General features: G+C 71.0%; 14 protein-coding genes and 1 riboswitch. Of the genes, 6 read left to right on the forward strand and 8 right to left on the reverse strand.

All coding sequences use genetic code 11. The annotated features are described in order from the left end of the window. Window positions 1-39 precede the first annotated feature (39 nt). The 8 genes from ACIRP7_RS24875 to ACIRP7_RS24910 form a co-directional block, all read right to left on the reverse strand. Window positions 40-1,536, reverse strand: coding sequence for an oligosaccharide flippase family protein (locus tag ACIRP7_RS24875; protein WP_403663476.1), 1,497 nt, complete (start codon window positions 1,534-1,536; stop codon window positions 40-42). Continuing rightward, a complete protein-coding gene (locus tag ACIRP7_RS24880) occupies window positions 1,499-2,353 on the reverse strand; it encodes a Wzz/FepE/Etk N-terminal domain-containing protein (protein WP_403663478.1) in 855 nt (284 codons plus the stop codon). Before ACIRP7_RS24880 ends, ACIRP7_RS24875 begins: the two co-directional genes overlap by 38 nt. Before the next feature lie 51 nt (window positions 2,354-2,404). Then, on the reverse strand, window positions 2,405-3,520 hold the full coding sequence (gene wecB / locus ACIRP7_RS24885) for a non-hydrolyzing UDP-N-acetylglucosamine 2-epimerase (protein ID WP_403663480.1): 1,116 nt from the start codon (window positions 3,518-3,520) through the stop codon (window positions 2,405-2,407). 3 nt (window positions 3,521-3,523) lie between these two features. Beyond that, window positions 3,524-4,783 (reverse strand): nucleotide sugar dehydrogenase, encoded by a 1,260-nt coding sequence (locus tag ACIRP7_RS24890; protein WP_403663482.1) that lies wholly within the window; start codon window positions 4,781-4,783, stop codon window positions 3,524-3,526. Continuing rightward, entirely contained in the window at window positions 4,783-5,553 is a 771-nt protein-coding gene (locus ACIRP7_RS24895; RefSeq protein WP_403663484.1) for a WecB/TagA/CpsF family glycosyltransferase, read from the reverse strand. The genes ACIRP7_RS24890 and ACIRP7_RS24895 overlap by 1 nt, the downstream gene beginning before the upstream one ends. Continuing rightward, on the reverse strand, window positions 5,550-6,710 hold the full coding sequence (locus tag ACIRP7_RS24900; protein ID WP_403663486.1) for a hypothetical protein: 1,161 nt from the start codon (window positions 6,708-6,710) through the stop codon (window positions 5,550-5,552). The genes ACIRP7_RS24895 and ACIRP7_RS24900 overlap by 4 nt, the downstream gene beginning before the upstream one ends. A 254-nt stretch (window positions 6,711-6,964) precedes the next feature. Beyond that, window positions 6,965-7,564 (reverse strand): acyltransferase, encoded by a 600-nt coding sequence (locus ACIRP7_RS24905; RefSeq protein WP_403663489.1) that lies wholly within the window; start codon window positions 7,562-7,564, stop codon window positions 6,965-6,967. A 136-nt stretch (window positions 7,565-7,700) separates the two neighbouring features. Further along, window positions 7,701-8,717 (reverse strand): zinc-binding dehydrogenase, encoded by a 1,017-nt coding sequence (locus ACIRP7_RS24910; RefSeq protein ID WP_403663604.1) that lies wholly within the window; start codon window positions 8,715-8,717, stop codon window positions 7,701-7,703. Window positions 8,718-8,961: 244 nt separating this feature from the next. Here ACIRP7_RS24910 and ACIRP7_RS24915 point away from each other — a divergent pair, with 244 nt between their 5' ends. From ACIRP7_RS24915 to ACIRP7_RS24940, 6 genes are all read left to right on the forward strand, one after another. Continuing rightward, complete coding sequence (locus tag ACIRP7_RS24915) at window positions 8,962-10,674, forward strand: IlvD/Edd family dehydratase (RefSeq protein ID WP_403663492.1); 1,713 nt, start codon at window positions 8,962-8,964, stop codon at window positions 10,672-10,674. Window positions 10,675-10,786: 112 nt separating this feature from the next. Further along, window positions 10,787-10,909 (forward strand): putative leader peptide, encoded by a 123-nt coding sequence (locus ACIRP7_RS24920; RefSeq protein WP_352380456.1) that lies wholly within the window; start codon window positions 10,787-10,789, stop codon window positions 10,907-10,909. Between the two features lie 105 nt (window positions 10,910-11,014). Then, window positions 11,015-11,881 (forward strand): glutathione S-transferase C-terminal domain-containing protein, encoded by an 867-nt coding sequence (locus ACIRP7_RS24925; protein WP_403663494.1) that lies wholly within the window; start codon window positions 11,015-11,017, stop codon window positions 11,879-11,881. A 65-nt stretch (window positions 11,882-11,946) separates the two neighbouring features. Next, a riboswitch (SAM riboswitch) is annotated at window positions 11,947-12,056 on the forward strand. 338 nt (window positions 12,057-12,394) lie between these two features. Further along, the gene (locus ACIRP7_RS24930) at window positions 12,395-13,378 is read left to right on the forward strand and encodes an amino acid ABC transporter permease (RefSeq protein ID WP_403663497.1); all 984 of its coding nucleotides are present in this window, start codon (window positions 12,395-12,397) and stop codon (window positions 13,376-13,378) included. Next, window positions 13,375-14,154 carry an amino acid ABC transporter ATP-binding protein gene (locus ACIRP7_RS24935; RefSeq protein WP_403663500.1) on the forward strand — a complete coding sequence of 260 codons (780 nt, stop codon included), beginning with the start codon at window positions 13,375-13,377 and terminating at the stop codon, window positions 14,152-14,154. The genes ACIRP7_RS24930 and ACIRP7_RS24935 overlap by 4 nt, the downstream gene beginning before the upstream one ends. A gap of 54 nt (window positions 14,155-14,208) precedes the next feature. Then, window positions 14,209-15,231 (forward strand): transporter substrate-binding domain-containing protein, encoded by a 1,023-nt coding sequence (locus tag ACIRP7_RS24940; protein ID WP_403663503.1) that lies wholly within the window; start codon window positions 14,209-14,211, stop codon window positions 15,229-15,231. Window positions 15,232-15,491: the final 260 nt, after the last annotated feature.

A 15,491-nucleotide genomic window follows, 5' to 3' on the forward strand; every position in this document is an offset into this window, starting at 1 on the left:
GGAGAAGCGCCAGGCCGACGAGGAGTCGGCGGAGCGTCGTCATGCGGTCTCCGGGGTCCGGGGGCCGAGCAGGAAACGGCGGCTGGGCAGCACGCACACCACGTAGCAGGCCAGGGCGGTCGCGGCGATGGCGAACAGGGCCAGGGTGCCGTCGCCCAGCAGCCGCTTGGCGCCGAGGAGGACCAGGGTCATCGCCGCGCCCCCGAGGAACGGCCAGGCACAGGCCCGCGCGACGGGGCCGAGGCCGATCCCGGCGCGGGCGAGCGCGTAGAGGAACACGGGGACGACCAGACCGGCGCCGACCAGGACATGGCCCTGGGAGACACCGATGATGCCGTTCATCCGGGAGCCGACGATCAGGACCGGGATCAGGGCGGCCACCCACAGACCCTGGACGAGGATGAGCGAGCGGCGCTGACCGACCGCGACGAGACAGTCGTAGGCCAGTTCACAGACGATGCGGATCAGGCCCAGGGCCATCAGCCACGGCAGCGCCTCTGCGGCGGGCAGCCACTTGCCGCCGTAGACGAGGTGGATGACCGGGGCCGCGAGGCCGCCCAGCAGGACGCACAGCGGCACGGTGCCGGTGACCAGGACGGCCAGGGCGCGGCTGAAGCCCTGTGCCAGGGCCTGCGGGGAGTCGGCCAGGCGGGAGAAGCCCGCGAAGGAGACCCTGCGGGCCGCCTCGGAGATGACGCGGACCGGCCAGCCGGACATGTTGAACGCCAGGACGTAGAAACCGAGCGAGATCTGTCCGAGGGAGGAGCCCACGACCATCGTGTCCACGTTGACGACGGCCAGGGCGAGCAGGCTCGCGCCGGCCAGCGGAAGCCCGAACTTCAGCAGGGCGCGGGCCTGTTCGCGGTCCCAGCCGAACCGCAGGGTCCCGGGGACGGCGATCGCGCAGCCGACGAGCGCGGCCACGTTGCCCACGACCGCGCCGCAGGCGAAGCTCATCGCGCCCCAGCCGTGGAAGGCCAGCAGCAGGGTCACGGCGGTGCTGAGGACGAAGTTGAGCGCGTCGATGACCATCCGCCTGCCCTGCGCGAACTCCCGGGTCAGGATGCCGGCGGGCACGTGTGCCACCGCGTCGATCACCAGGCACAGGCACATCACCCTGAGGACACCCGAGGCGTCGGGTGAGCCGAGCAGCCCGGCCACCGCGGGCGCCGAGACGAACAGGGCGATGTACAGCAGGCCGCTGGACAGGACGCTCAGGGTCAGCACGGTCGGCGCGAAGCGGCGCGGGTCGCCCTCCCAGCGGATGATGGCGAGGCTCACGCCCAGTTCGTTCGCGGAGAGCAGGACCAGGAGCACGGTCTGTGCGATGCCGTAGACGCCCCACTCCGCGGGCCCGAGCGCGAACCGCGCCAGCAGAATGCCGGTGGCGAAGTTGCCGAGGCGCATGACCAAGGTGTTGATCAGGCTCCAGCGGGCCGCGGAACGGACCTTGCTGCCGAGGGAGGCAGGGGCGGGAGACGACGGGCTGTCGCCCGTCTCAGCTCTCTCGCTGTCCGGTGTGCGAACGCTGTCCATGTGTCGGCTCCTCGTCGAGCGCCTCGGCTGCGGGCGCCACGGTCATGACGGACCGCCCGGCCCGCGGCCCGTCGGCGCGCCTCTTCTCGGCGGACCGCGACCAACTGGGCGGCGTCCGCAGGGCCATGGTCTGCTCGGCGACCGATTCCGCCGCTTCGGGCGCCGGCTCCCGGTCGGCGACCGGCTGCGCGGGCTCCTCCTGCGGTGCCGCCGGCGGGCGGGGGCGTCGGCGCGCCTCCACGTAGAAGGTGGCGACCAGGCTCAGAACCAGCCCCAGACCGCCCGCCATGACCATGTACTCGAGCCGGGTCTTGGTCTGCGCGGCCGGATTCTGCGGGGCCACGATCGTCATCATGCGGATCCTGGCGTTCTCGCTGACCGACTGCTGCTTCTGGAACTCCACCAGCCGCTCGTTCGCGTACTCGGTCAGGAGGCGGTCCGACTTCAGGACGGCCTTCTTGTCCGTGCCGGTCACCGTGAGCCACATGAGCGGCCCCTGCGCGTTGTCGGCGAGCTTGGCCTCGAACGTGCCGGTGGCGCCCCGGGACTTGAGCTCCCGGAGAGAGACGTCGGAGTTGAGGTTGCGGGCCAGGCTGTCGGCCATGCCGGTCAGCGAGGTCTGGCTGCTGAGGAAGGGGTTGCCGTCGTAGGCCTTGGTGGCCTTCTCGGAGTTCAGCAGGACCACCGTGCTCTGCGACTGATAGGTGACAGGGACCGTGATGGCCACGGCGACGGTCAGGCCGATGGTCAGCAGCAGTCCTGGCAGCAGGACGTACCAGCGCCTGCGCATCACCCGGAAGATCTCAGCGAGATCCATGGTGGTCCCCCCTCGCGCCCAAACGTTCGACGAGCATATGTTGCAAGCGGATCATATGGGGAACGTTCGATCGGTGGGCCTCGGTCGGGTGTGCGCCGTGCCTCCCTCCAGCAGGACCTCGGCGATCCGGTCACTGGCGTGGCCGTCCCACAGTTCCGGCCGACGCGGTGCGGGAGGCGCGTCGAGCACCTGGTTCACGACGGACACGATCCGGGCCGGGTCCCGGCCGGCCAGCACATTGGTGCCCTGTTCGACGGTGATGGGCCGCTCGGTGTTGTCCCGCAGGGTCACGCAGGGCACGCCGAGAGCGGTGGTCTCCTCCTGGATGCCGCCCGAGTCGGTCAGGACGACACGCGCGGCGTCCTGGAGGGCGATGAAGTCCAGGTACCCGGCGGGCGGCACCAGTCGGATGCCGCCGGGTACGCCGAGCTCGGCCAGCCGGCCGGCCGCGCGCGGATGCACGGGCAGCAGCAACGGCAGCCGGCCGGCGATCTCGCCCAGTGCCTTCAGCAGCCCGGCGAGAACCTCGGGGTCGTCCACGTTGGCCGGGCGGTGCAGGGTGACCAGCCCGAACTCGCCCCTGGTCAGGCCGTGCCGGTCCAGGACGTCCGAGGCCCTGGCCCGCTCCAGGTTGGTGAGGAGCGTGTCGATCATGACGTTGCCGACCAGGTGGATCTGGTCGTCCCGGTACCCCTCGGCGCGCAGGTTGTCGGCGGCGTCGGGGGAGGGGGCCAGCAGATAGTCGCTGACCCGGTCGGTGGCGACCCGGTTGACCTCCTCCGGCATGCTCCAGTCCCGGCTGCGCAGCCCGGACTCGACATGGGCGAGCAGCGGCCCGGCCTTGGCGGTGACCAGGGCGCAGGCCAGGGTGGAGTTGATGTCGCCGACCACGACGACGATGTCCGGGGTGAGCTCGGTGAGCAGCGGCTCGAACGCGGTCATCACGCGTCCGGTCTGCTCGGCGTGACTGCCCGAACCGACCCCGAGGAAGCGGTCGGGCGGGCGGATGCCGAGATCGGCGAAGAACACGTCGTTCATGGCCGGGTCGTAGTGCTGCCCGGTGTGGACGAGGATCACCTCGGCGCCCCGGCTCTCCAGGGCGTCCATCACCGGTTTGATCTTCATGTAGTTGGGGCGGGCCCCGGCGACGCAGACGATGCGCGGCATGGTTCAGAGCACCTCGATCGTGGGTCCGGACGGCAGCCGACGCCTGCAGTCGAGGACGAAGGGGGCGTGCGCGGCGACGAGGTCGTAGTCGAAGGCGTCGTGGTCGGTGAGCAGGACCACCACGTCGGCGGACTCCAGCTCCTCGGGCGTCGGTTCGACCCGCACCAGCCGGGTGTCCACCGGCAGGCTCTCGACGACGTGCGGGTCCGCCGCCCTGACCTGGGCGCCCATGTCGAGCAGCAGCTGCGAGATGCGCAGGGCGGGCGACTCACGCGCGTCACCGGTGTTCTTCTTGTACGCCAGGCCGAGCAGCAGGATGCGCGACCCGTTGACCGAGCGGCGTCGCTCGTTGAACAGGTCGCTGATGCGGCGCGTCACGTACTCGGGCATGTGGTTGTTGATGTCGTTGGCCAGCTCCACGAACCGGAAGCTCTGGCCGAGTTCGCGCTGCACCCGCCAGGACAGGTACGAGGGGTCGATCGGCAGGCAGTGGCCGCCGACGCCGGGGCCGGGGGTGAACCGCATGAAGCCGAAGGGCTTGGTGGAGGCCGCGTCGATGGACTGCCAGACGTCGATGTCCAGGTGGTGGGCGAACATCGCGATCTCGTTGACCAGCGCGATGTTCACATGCCGGAAGGTGTTCTCCAGGAGCTTGGCGAGCTCGGCCTCCTTCGGTGAGCCCACCGGCACCGTGGTGTCGACGAGTTCGTCGTAGAAGTCCTGGACGGCCTTGAGCGAGGCCTCGTTGACACCCGACACGACCTTCGGGGTCTCCTTGAAACCCCACACCGTGTTCCCGGGGTCGATCCGCTCGGGGCTGTAGCCGAGCTGGAAGTCGGTGCCCGCGGTCAGCCCCGAGCCGTCCTCCAGGATCGGGGCGAACATCTCCTGGGTCGTACCGGGATAGGTGGTCGACTCCAGGATGACGGTCGCCCCGGGTCTCAGATAGCGGGCCAGGGTGATGGCCGACTCGCGGATGTACCGCAGGTCGGGCGTGCCCTCGTGCAGCGGGGTGGGCACGGTGACGACGGCGACGTCGAAACCGCCGCAGTCCTTGGCCGACTCGCTCGGCCGGTAGGCACCGCTGTCCAGCGCCGCGCGGATCCGTTCGGAGGTGACGTCCTCGACGAAGGACTCACCGGCGGCGAGGCTCTTGACCCGTCGGGAGTCGACGTCGTAGCCGATCACCTCGTGGCCGACCTCGGCGGCTCGGATGGCCAGCGGCAGGCCGACGTATCCCTGTCCAACCACGACGACACGCATCAATGACTCCTGTTCGCGGGAGCGGCCTGCGGGATGAGCCGGATGAACTCCCGCGCCGTCATGAGAAGGAAGGCGGTGTTGGTGGTGACGTAGCGCCTGCCCAGCCGGCGCGGCTCCTGGAGCGCGCGGTAGAGCCACTCGACACCGAACCGCTGCCAGGACGCGGGGGCCCGCTTGGTGACCCCGGCGAGGATGTCGAAGGAGCCGCCGACCCCGTGCACCACCCGGGCGCCGGTCTGTGCGCCGTACGCGGCGGTGAAGATCTCCTTCTTCGGCGAGGTCATGCCGAGGAAGAGCATCTGGGCGCCGCTCCGGGCGATGTCGCCCGCGACGGCTTCCTGCTGGGAGTCGTCGAAGTAGCCGTTGCGGCTGCCGGCGACCTTCAGCGCCGGGAAGCGGTCGGCCACCCGGCGCAGCATCTCCTCCAGCACCTCCTCCTTGGCGCCCAGGAAGTACACGGAGATGCCCGCCGACTCGGCCTCGGCCAACAGCCGCAGGAACAGGTCGATACCGGCCACCCGCTCGGGCAGCGGGGCGCGCAGGACCTTGCCGGCCCACACCACCGCCTGGCCGTCGGCGAGGACCAGATCGCAGCCGGAGACGGCCTCGGCGAGCCGGGGGTCGCGCCGCATGTTGACCAGCTTCGCGGCGTTGACCACGCCGATCTCCAGCTGTCTGCCGTCCCGCACCGCCCCGAGGCAGCGCTCGACGGTCTCGTCCATGGTCAGCGGGTCCAGTTCGACCCCGAACAGGGTCTGGCGCTCGCTCATATTCGTCCCCCGTGCCAGGCGTAGAGCATCCAGCCGAACTCGTACGGCCGGCATTCGCGGTCCACGGAGAGCGGGCGGTACACCCGGTCCAGGCTCTTCAGGCGCAGGCCCGGAGCGACGCGGGTGGACAGCCCCCGGGCGGCGCGTACGGCCTTCTTCGGGTCGCCCCGGTAGACCTTGCGCCAGGTCACGCCGAGCTCGTCGAGGATCATCGGCTCGGGGTGTCCGGCCAGTTCGGGCACCTCCGTCATCCAGCGCAGGCCCTTGCGGATCGCCGCGCCGAAGTCGCTGCCGCCGGCGTCGGTGAGGTCGAACAGCGCGGTCGGCGCCATCGCGTGCTGGTGGACGCTGTAGACCGGGTAGCCCTCGATGACCTGGCCGGTGCGCGCGTCGTAGTGCCACCACCACTGCCCGCCGTCGCCCTGGAGTTCGCAGATGCGCGTGGCGCACGCCTCGGAGGCGGCCAGCGCCTCGGGATCGCCGGCCCCGTCGCTCGCGTGGGCGCGGGCCAGGGCCTGGAGCGGGTACGTCTGGTCGGCGAAGCAGGCCACATGAGCCCGGTACCAGGGCACCAGGCCGGGCCCGGTGGCGTGCGGAAAGAGCGGGTTGTCGCCGATGCGGGCCCGCAGCAGACGGTCGCGAGCTGAGGAGAAACGTCTCTCCACGTCGACCGTGTCGCGAGCGGCCGCCAGGGCGGACAGCACCCAGGCCGCCTCGACGGTGTACTGCGGCCGGTCCTCCTCGTCCAGGGCGTCGACCCGGGCCAGCGCGTCGGACAGCTTGGGGTGTCCGGTCTCGGCGGCGGCCCAGGCGATGAGCGCCGCGTCACCGAGGTTGGTGACGCCGGGCAGCGACTCGATCAGCAGGCCCGTGAACTCCTCGGCAGTGCGCCCGCCGAGGACCGCGCGCTGGCGGTCCTCCGGGAGGAACCGGACACCCAGTGCGGTGATGGCCGCGTACCGGGTGCTGGTCCCGCGCCGCTCCAGGGTCCAGGAACCGGCGGCCGTCTGGCGCCCGGCCATGGTGAAGGCGAAGGCCTCGCCGCCGGGCAGCAGCATCGACGGCAGCCCCGACTCGGCGACCGCGAGGAGTCGCCGGGCGAGTGGGAGCAGCGTCGGATCCTCCTGGCCGAGCGCGGCCAGACGTGTGATGCTCATCGGTTGGTCACACCAACCCCCCTGTTTTTGCGCAGACTTGTGAGCGCCGCGGCGCGGACGGCCGGGCGGTGGAAGGCAGGCGGACGTCAGACGTCGGAGCTGGTGCCGATCCCGATTTCAGGCATAGGTGTTTCCACCCGGTAACCCCCCCTGGGCACTACTGGTTCGTGCGCCCATTGTGCTTGGTCTGCACAGATCGCACACATGTTATGCCGGTGAATGTTCGAAGATTTGCGATTTGGCGGAAACGGGAGTCATGCGCGCTCGACGAGTCCGCCGTCCTTCTCGTCGTACAGCGCCCCCGTCTCGGGGCACTCCCACAGGCCCGGTTCGCCCTCCCGCTCGACCAGTCGTACGCCGGCCCGCCCCACCCAGCCGATGCGGCGCGCCGGAACGCCGGCCACGAGCGCGTGGTCGGGCACGTCCCGGGTCACCACGGCGCCCGCCGCGACCAGTGCCCAGCGGCCGATGCGGACCGGTGCCACACATACCGAGCGGGCCCCGAGGGACGCTCCTTCGGCCACCTCCACCGCCACGGCCTGCCAGTCGCCGCCGCGCTTCAGCTTGCCCTCCGGGTCCACCGACCTGGGGAAGTAGTCGTTGGTGAGGACCGCGGCCGGGCCGACGAACACCCCGTCGCCGAGTACGGCGGGCTCGTAGACCAGCGCGTAGTTCTGGAGTTTCACGTTGTCGCCGATGCGCACCCCGGGGCCGACGTAGGCGCCCCGGCCCACGATGCATCCGCTGCCCAGCCGGGCGTCCTCGCGGATCTGGGCCAGATCCCAGACGGTCGTCCCCTCGCCGATCGCCGCCGTCTCGTCGACCTGGGCGGTGGGCTGCACCTTGAAGTTCACGGGGCTGAATCCTTCGTCTCGTCGAGCATGTCTGGTCGTCGAACATGTCGACGGTGTCCTTGTCGGACCGAGTCTGATCAGCGCGTCGGCGGAATGCCAGCCTCCGTTCGTGACCGCGTCCGCTGCGAAGACGGTCTCAGACGAGGCCGGGATCGACGTGGATCTTCGGGCCGGCCCTGGCACCGGGTGGGCGTTCGCCCGCGAGTACGGCGCCGATCGCGTCCAGTGCGACGGTGGCGGCCACCAGCGGCCTCGGGTCGATGACCTTGTCGGCGTACGCCCTGATGGTGGCGTCCAGCCCGGGGGAGGCCGACAGGACGCCCACCGCCGTCACGTCCTTCAGGACGAGCGTGCGGGTGTCGATCCGGCTGGGCTCGCCGGCCAGCCCGATGTACACGAGCCGCCCGCCCGGTTCGACCAGTTCCTGGGCCAGGGCGGGCAGACGGACCGCGTTGGTGGCGTCGACGACCGCGTCGAACGGCAGGTCCGGCAGCGTGTCCTCGCGCCAGGCGTGCGGGAAGCCCAGTGAGCGCGCGAAGGCGAGGGAGCCCTCGGTGGCGCCCATCAGGTGCACCTCCGCCCCGGCAGCCCGGACGAACAGCGCGACCAACAGCCCGATGGTGCCCGGCCCCAGTACCAGGACCCGGTCGCCGGGCCCCGAACCGGTGGCCCGCGCGGCCCGCAGGGCGTTGCCGCCGGGCTCGACGAGCGCACCGAGCTGCGGGTCCACGGAGTCCGGCAGGACGTGCAACGAGTGTGCGGGTACCGCGAGTTGCTCGGCCAGGGCGCCCGCTCGGCCGCCCCGGATGCCCACCTCCTCCCGCTTCTCGCACACATGCCGGCGTCCCCGCCGGCAGCGGCGGCAGGTCCCGCAGCCGAGCATGGTGTCGCCCATGACCCGGCGCCCGACCCAGCCCGGATCGACCCCGGCGCCCACCGCACGCACCCGGCCGGCCCACTCGTGGCCCAGCCGCATCGGATAGCCGGCGTGCCCTTGGTGGAGGTAGGCCATGGCACCGGTGAAGAACTCCAGATCGGTACCGCACACGCCGACCCGCTCGACGTCGACGACGACCTCACCGGGAGCGGCGACGGGCGCGGGCACCTCCTGGACCGCGAACTCGCCGGGGGCCGTGAGGACGAAGGCCCGCATCGGCCGGCCCGCCGCGGAGGGGACGTTCAACGCAGAGGCTCCTTCAGGGGACCGTGGACGAGGTGCCGTACGGGGCCGGGAACGCCGTCTCGCCGCACCGGGCGGACAGCGTCGTCGCGTACCACGGGACGGTCGCCCTCGGCGCGGTCCGTGGCGGGGGCTGTCGAAGCGGAGAACGGCTGCGTATGCTGCATCGCGTTCCGGATGGTAGACCGCCGCACCGATCACCCGAAAGAGCCGAGCGATGGGCCTTCGCAGCGCGCAGTGGTACGCGGGACAGGACCGCAACGCCTACATCCACCGGGCCTGGATGCGCCGGGGCGTCCCGGCCGACGCGTTCACCGGCCGGCCCCAGATCGCCATCGCCAACACCGCCTCCGACCTCACGCCCTGCAATGCGCACCTGGACGAGGTGGCCAGATCCGTGCGCGACGGTGTGTACGAGGCGGGCGGCATCCCCCTCGACCTGCCCGTGGTGTCGCTGGGCGAGACCAACGTGCGGCCGACCGCGATGCTCTGGCGCAACATGGCGGCGATGGCCACGGAGGAGATGCTGCGGGCCAACCCCCTCGACGGAGTGGTCCTGCTGGGCGGCTGCGACAAGACGATCCCCTCCCTGCTGATGGCCGCCGCCTCGGTGGACCTGCCCGCCGTGGTCGTGCCCGGCGGCCCCATGCTCACCGGCACCTTCCGCGGCACCCCGCTGGGCTGCGGCACGGACGTGTGGCGGCTGTCGGAGGAGGTCCGCGCCGGGACCCTGTCCCAGGAGCAGTTCACCCGCTCCGAGTCGTCGATGATCCGCAGCCGCGGGCACTGCAACACCATGGGTACGGCCTCGACGATGGCGCTGGTCGCCGAGGCGCTGGGCACGGTCGTCCCCGGGGTGGCCGGAACGCCCGCGCCGGACAGCCGGCTGCTGGAGGCCGCGCACGGCACCGGACGCCTCGCGGTGGAGCTCGTGACGGCCGAGCGCCGCCCGAGCACCTTCCTGACCAAGGGGTCCTTCCACAACGCGATCGTGGCGCTGGCCGCGATCGGCGGCTCCACCAACGCCGTCGTCCATCTCCTCGCCATCGCGGGCCGACTGGGCATCGAGCTGACCCTGGACGACTTCGACCGCATCGGCTCCCGGGTCCCGGTCCTGGTGGACCTCCAGCCCGCCGGGCGCTTCCTCATGGAGGACTTCCACCGGGCCGGCGGACTGCTCGCCGTGCTGCGCGAGGTCGCCGACCTCCTGGACCCCGACGCGCTGACGGTGACCGGAAGGTCCCTGGTGGACCACCTCACCGACGCCCCGATCTGGGACCCCGAGGTGATCAGGACCCGGGCCCGGCCGCTCGTCGAGGAGGGCGGCATCGCTGTCCTGCGCGGCAGCCTCGCACCCGACGGGGCACTGATCAAACCTGCGGCGGCCTCGGCGCATCTGCTGCGCCACCGGGGCCGGGCGGTCGTCTTCGACAGCATCGAGGACTTCCACGCCCGCGTCGACGACCCGGACCTGGACGTCGACGCCGACTCCGTCCTGGTCCTGCGCGGCTGCGGCCCCAAGGGCTACCCGGGCATGCCCGAGGTGGCCAACATGCCGCTGCCCACCAAGCTGCTGGAGCAGGGGGTGCGGGACATGGTCCGCGTCTGCGACGGCCGGATGAGCGGCACCGCGTACGGCACCGTCGTGCTGCATGTCGCCCCGGAGGCGGCGGCGGGTGGCCCGCTCGCCCTCGTACGGACCGGCGACGTCATCAGCCTCGACGTCGCCGCCCGCCGCATCGACCTGGAGGTGCCCGCCGGCGAACTCGCCGCCCGCACCCCGAACACGGCCACCGTGGAGGGCTTCGCGAACCCGAGGCGCGGCTGGGAGCGGCTGTACGTCGACCACGTGCAACAGGCAGACCAGGGCGCCGACCTCGACTTCCTCGTCGGCTCCAGCGGCTCGGAGGTCAGCCGCGAGTCGCATTGACCAGGAGCGCTCCGCCCGCTCCGCGTTCGGCCACCTCGTGGACGCCCCCTTGACGTGCGCCCCGGCCCGATCGACACTCCCCATGGGAATCCTAGTGAACAGGTAGGGAAACATGGGGCGCCTTGAACCGGCCATCGGCCGAGTGAGCCGTACACCTCGGCCTTCGCCTCTCCTGACCTCCCGCCGGCACATCGACCTGCTGCGTGTCTGCAGCGCGATCAGGGCCCTGGGCTGAGCCCGGCCGTAGCCGCCCCGCCCCCTCCCTGTCCCGACCCCCACTTCCGGCCCGACGACGCTTCCGCCGCGCGTACGTCTGCGCACCGACACCCTGGGGAGACCTATGTCCGTCACACCGCTCGCCCATGTCCCTGCCACCCACCCGGCCCCCGCGTTCCGGGGCAGGATCGGACGGGACGCGCGCAGTGGGCACTACGCCGTGCCGCGCCGCTACCGGCTCCACCTGGCCGCCGCCTGTGCCGACGGCCTGCGCATCGCCGTCGTGCACAGCCTGCTCGGCCTCGACGACGTCTGTCCCGTGACCTTCCTGGACCCGGTCCCCGACTGTCCGGACGGGGGGCATTCCGCGCTGCGCCCGTTGTACGAGGCCAGCGCGCACCGGTACACCGGCGCGGCCGTCGCGCCGGTGCTCAGCGACGACTGGTCGGGGCGGATCGTCAGCACCCACGCCGCCGACATCACCCGTGACCTCGCCCGGCACTTCGGCGGCGGCCGTCCGGCGCTGTACCCGTGCGGAGCAGAGTCGGAGACCGACGCCGTCGAGCGGATGGGCAGGGCCATCGAGCAGGCCGCACAGCAGGCCGGGTCGGCGGGCGGCGACGACGCGGACCGCGCCGCCGCGCTGGAGCGACTGCTGGGCACCTTGGGCTCGTTGGAGCGCTGGCTGGAAGGCCGCGCGTATCTGATTCGGGATCACATCACGGCGGCCGACGTCGAGTTGTGGGTCACGCTGGTGCAACTCGACACCGTGCACCGCGACCACCTCGACGCCGCCGCGGTCCAGCGCATCGCCGACCACCCCACCGTGTGGGCCTACGCCCGCCGGCTGACCGCCCACCCGGCCTTCGGCACCCACCTCGACCTCGACGGCATCGCCCGCCGGCACCACGCCCATTGCCGGGGCCTGGAGGCCGCCGGGGCCGCCGTACAGATTCTGGACTGGGCCTCGCACACCGCCCGCACGTCCTGACCGTTCCAATTGCTGGACCAGGATTGACATTCGTTCGGGCATTTGTCTTAACTACGGCCCAGAACGGTCATGAGTGTCAGCGACAAGCCCTGGCTTGCTGACCGGCAACCCTCGCTCGGCGGTGGGGTGCCCCAGGTGACGACCGGACCGGACGACGTTTCGGTAAGCGCGAGGGCCCCAGGGGCCGGAAGAGCACGGTGACGGACATGTACGCAGTCTCCAGGACGGCCACGCGCCGCTCCCCGGGCTGCGTACAGCCGTACACAAACGTGCTCGTGGCCGACCGGAGCGTCGATCTGCTCCGCGTGAGCAGCGCACTGTGTACCGCACCGGGCCGCGCCCGCTGTCGGGGCTGACGTTCCGCCTCCGCAGCCCCCGCGTTCCTGACGAGCACCGCCTTCGCGGTGTGCCGTCGTCCGCCCAACCCCCGGTGCCCGAGCATCCCGTACTGCCGTCGAAGTACGCCGTGTTCGCCGTGCCCCAGGGGGAACCCGACTCCGCCGGAGCCCCCTCATGAGTGAACCCCCAGGCGCCGCAGTGTCCGTCACCGAGGCACCGCCGCAGCCCGACACCCCGTCAAAGCCGCTCGCGGCGCAGCGAGTTCTGCCCCTGCGGCGACCGGGTCGCTGGATCGCCACCGCCGTCGTCCTGGTCCTGACGGCCCAGTTCGTCCACGGCCTGGTGACCAACCCGTTCTACCAGTGGGACCGGTTCGCCTACTGGTTCCTGCGGCCGACCGTCCTCGACGGGCTGGTCATCACCCTGGAAGTCGCCGCCTACAGTGCGGTGCTGGGCCTGCTCGGCGGCATTCTGCTCGCCCTGGCCCGGCTCTCGAAGAGCCCGGTGCTGCGGGCGGTGAGCTGGACCTATGTGTGGGCTCTGCGCTCCATTCCCCTGATCGTCCTCCTGCTGTTCCTCTACAACTTCAGCGCCCTGTACAAGACGCTGAGCGTGGGCGTCCCCTTCGGGCCGGCCTTCTTCTCCTTCGACGAGTCCCGGCTCGCCACCGACATGGTCATCGCGGTGATCGGCCTCAGCCTCAACGAGGCCGCCTACGCCGCGGAAGTGGTCCGTGGCGGCATCCTCTCCGTCGACCAGGGACAGCACGAAGCGGCCTCGGCCCTCGGTCTGCCGAAGGGCTACCAGTTCCGCAGGATCGTCTTCCCGCAGGCGTTGCGCTCGATCACCCCGAACTACGTCAACCAGCTCATCGGCCTCATCAAGAGCACCTCGCTGGTCTTCTACGTCTCCCTGCTCGACCTGTTCGGCACCGTGCAGTCCATGGGCTCCACCTACCCCGGAGACATCGTGCCGCTGCTGCTGGTCGCCACCGTCTGGTACCTGATCCTCACCAGTGCCGTCTCCGTCGTGCAGTTCTATGTCGAGCGGTACTACGCCCGCGGCGCCACCCGCTCCCTGCCGCCGACACCGCTCCAGAAACTGCGCGCCGGTCTCACCGACCTCACGGCGCGTGTCCGCAGGGAGACCGCGATATGACCGTCACCGACATCACCCCCGTCGCGCTCGAAGTGCACGGCGTGCACAAGTGGTACGGCACCCACCGGGTCCTGGACGGGGTCGACCTGACCGTGCGGCCCGGCGAGGTCACCGTGATCCTCGGCCCGTCCGGCTCCGGGAAGTCCACTCTGCTGCGGGTCGTCAACCACCTGGAGAAGCCGGAGATCGGCTATGTCAGCGTCAACGACGAGCTGATCGGCGTCCGCCGGCAGGGCGACCGGCTGAAGGAGCTCAGCGAGCGCGCCATCCTGGCCCAGCGCAGCCGCATCGGGTTCGTCTTCCAGAACTTCAACCTCTTCCCGCACCTGACCGTCCTCGACAACGTGGCCGCCGCGCCGGTGGCGACCGGCAAGCTCGGCAGGGCGCAGGCGCGGGAACTGGCCCGCGAACTCCTCGGCCGGGTCGGGCTCGGCGACCGGACCGGCGCCTACCCCCGGCAGTTGTCGGGAGGCCAGCAACAGCGCGTGGCCATCGCCCGCGCCCTCGCCCTGCGACCGGGAGTGATCCTCTTCGACGAGCCGACCTCCGCCCTCGATCCCGAACTCGTCGGTGAGGTCCTGGCCGTCATCAAGGACCTGGCGACCAGCGGCACCACGCTCGTCATCGTCACCCATGAGATCGGTTTCGCCCGCGAGATCGCCGACCGGGTCGTCTTCATCGACGGTGGACGCATCGTCGAGCAGGGCCCGCCCTCCGAGGTCCTCGACCGGCCGCGCAACGAGCGGACCCGGGACTTCCTGAGCAAGGTCCTCTGAATCCCCTTCCCCACCTCCTGTTTCTCTCGACTCTCTCAACTCCTAAGGACAGCCATGCCCGTTCACCCCTCCCGACGCAGCCTGATACGCGGCATCACCGCGGCGACCACCGTCGCCACCCTTGCGGGCGGGCTCGCCGCCTGCGGCGGTGACAGCGACGCCGCCACCAGGACGACCGACAGCGCGGGCACGGTCACCGTGGGCCGCCTGTCCAACGGCGCCGCCAAGGAGACCACTCTCAAGGTCGCCGAAGTGAAGTCCATCAGCGCCGAACTGCCCGCCGCCGTGAAGAAGAGCGGCAAGCTGGTCATCGGTTCCGGCACCCTGCCCTCCGGTTCCCCGCCGCTGGGCTTCGTGGGCAGCGACCAGAAGACCCTCACCGGCTCCGAGAGCGACCTGGCCCGCCTGGTCGCCGCCGTCCTCGGCCTGAAGCCCGAGGTCAAGCGATTCACCTGGGAGAACCTCTTCGTCGGCATCGACAGCGGCAAGGTGAACGTCGGCTTCTCCAACATCACCGACACCGAGGAGCGCAAGCAGAAGTACGAGTTCGCCTCCTACCGCAAGGACGACCTCGCCTTCGAGACGCTCAAGACCTCGAAGTGGACCTTCGACGGCGACTACGAGGCCCTCGCGAGCAAGACGGTCTCGGTCGGCGCCGGCACCAACCAGGAGCGGATCCTGCTGGAGTGGCAGGCCAAGCTGAAGAAGGAGGGCAAGAAGCTCACCATCAAGTACTTCCAGGACAGCCCGAGCATCTACCTGGCCCTCGCCAGCGGCAAGATCGACGCCTACCTGGGTCCCAGCCCCAACTCCTCCTACCACGTCACCCAGACCGCGAGCACACCCAACGCGACCCGCATCGCGGGCCAGTACTCCGGTGCCGGCGAGACGCTCCAGGGCCTGATCGCCGCGACCGCCAAGAAGGGCAGTGGCCTCGCCAAGCCCCTCGCCGACGCGATCAACTACCTGATCGACAACGGTCAGTACGCCAAGTGGCTCGCCGCGTGGAACCTCTCCCACGACGCCGTCTCCAAGTCGGAGGTCAACCCGCCCGGGCTGCCGCTCGACAACTCCTGACCCACCGTCAGGAAGCCGCGCAGGACATCTTCCCGCCCGGCTCCCTCGCACGGGGACGCAGCACGGTCCGGCCCGGCCCCGGCCCACCGGGGCCGGGCCCGGCCACCCGGCTGGACCACTGCCCACCGCGCATGCGATGCCTCATTCCCGCATGCCGCCGCCTACCACACCCCCACGCTTGGGAACATCCCGCGAGCCCGGGGTGTTGTGACTCATGACGAGATCTGCCGGGCGCCGCCGCGCCGCCCAGAAGGAGGAGG

The organism is Streptomyces sp. NPDC102270 (assembly GCF_044766405.1).
Classification (GTDB): domain Bacteria; phylum Actinomycetota; class Actinomycetes; order Streptomycetales; family Streptomycetaceae; genus Streptomyces.

Coding starts and splice junctions, on each gene's coding strand:
- ACIRP7_RS24875 (WP_403663476.1), bottom strand. CDS start 1,536: ATGGACAGCGTTCGCACACCGGACAGCGAGAGAGCTGAGACGGGCGAC.
- ACIRP7_RS24880 (WP_403663478.1), bottom strand. CDS start 2,353: ATGGATCTCGCTGAGATCTTCCGGGTGATGCGCAGGCGCTGGTACGTC.
- wecB (WP_403663480.1), bottom strand. CDS start 3,520: ATGCCGCGCATCGTCTGCGTCGCCGGGGCCCGCCCCAACTACATGAAG.
- ACIRP7_RS24890 (WP_403663482.1), bottom strand. CDS start 4,783: ATGCGTGTCGTCGTGGTTGGACAGGGATACGTCGGCCTGCCGCTGGCC.
- ACIRP7_RS24895 (WP_403663484.1), bottom strand. CDS start 5,553: ATGAGCGAGCGCCAGACCCTGTTCGGGGTCGAACTGGACCCGCTGACC.
- ACIRP7_RS24900 (WP_403663486.1), bottom strand. CDS start 6,710: ATGAGCATCACACGTCTGGCCGCGCTCGGCCAGGAGGATCCGACGCTG.
- ACIRP7_RS24910 (WP_403663604.1), bottom strand. CDS start 8,717: ATGCGGGCCTTCGTCCTCACGGCCCCCGGCGAGTTCGCGGTCCAGGAG.
- ACIRP7_RS24915 (WP_403663492.1), top strand. CDS start 8,962: ATGGGCCTTCGCAGCGCGCAGTGGTACGCGGGACAGGACCGCAACGCC.
- ACIRP7_RS24920 (WP_352380456.1), top strand. CDS start 10,787: ATGGGGCGCCTTGAACCGGCCATCGGCCGAGTGAGCCGTACACCTCGG.
- ACIRP7_RS24925 (WP_403663494.1), top strand. CDS start 11,015: ATGTCCGTCACACCGCTCGCCCATGTCCCTGCCACCCACCCGGCCCCC.
- ACIRP7_RS24930 (WP_403663497.1), top strand. CDS start 12,395: ATGAGTGAACCCCCAGGCGCCGCAGTGTCCGTCACCGAGGCACCGCCG.
- ACIRP7_RS24935 (WP_403663500.1), top strand. CDS start 13,375: ATGACCGTCACCGACATCACCCCCGTCGCGCTCGAAGTGCACGGCGTG.
- ACIRP7_RS24940 (WP_403663503.1), top strand. CDS start 14,209: ATGCCCGTTCACCCCTCCCGACGCAGCCTGATACGCGGCATCACCGCG.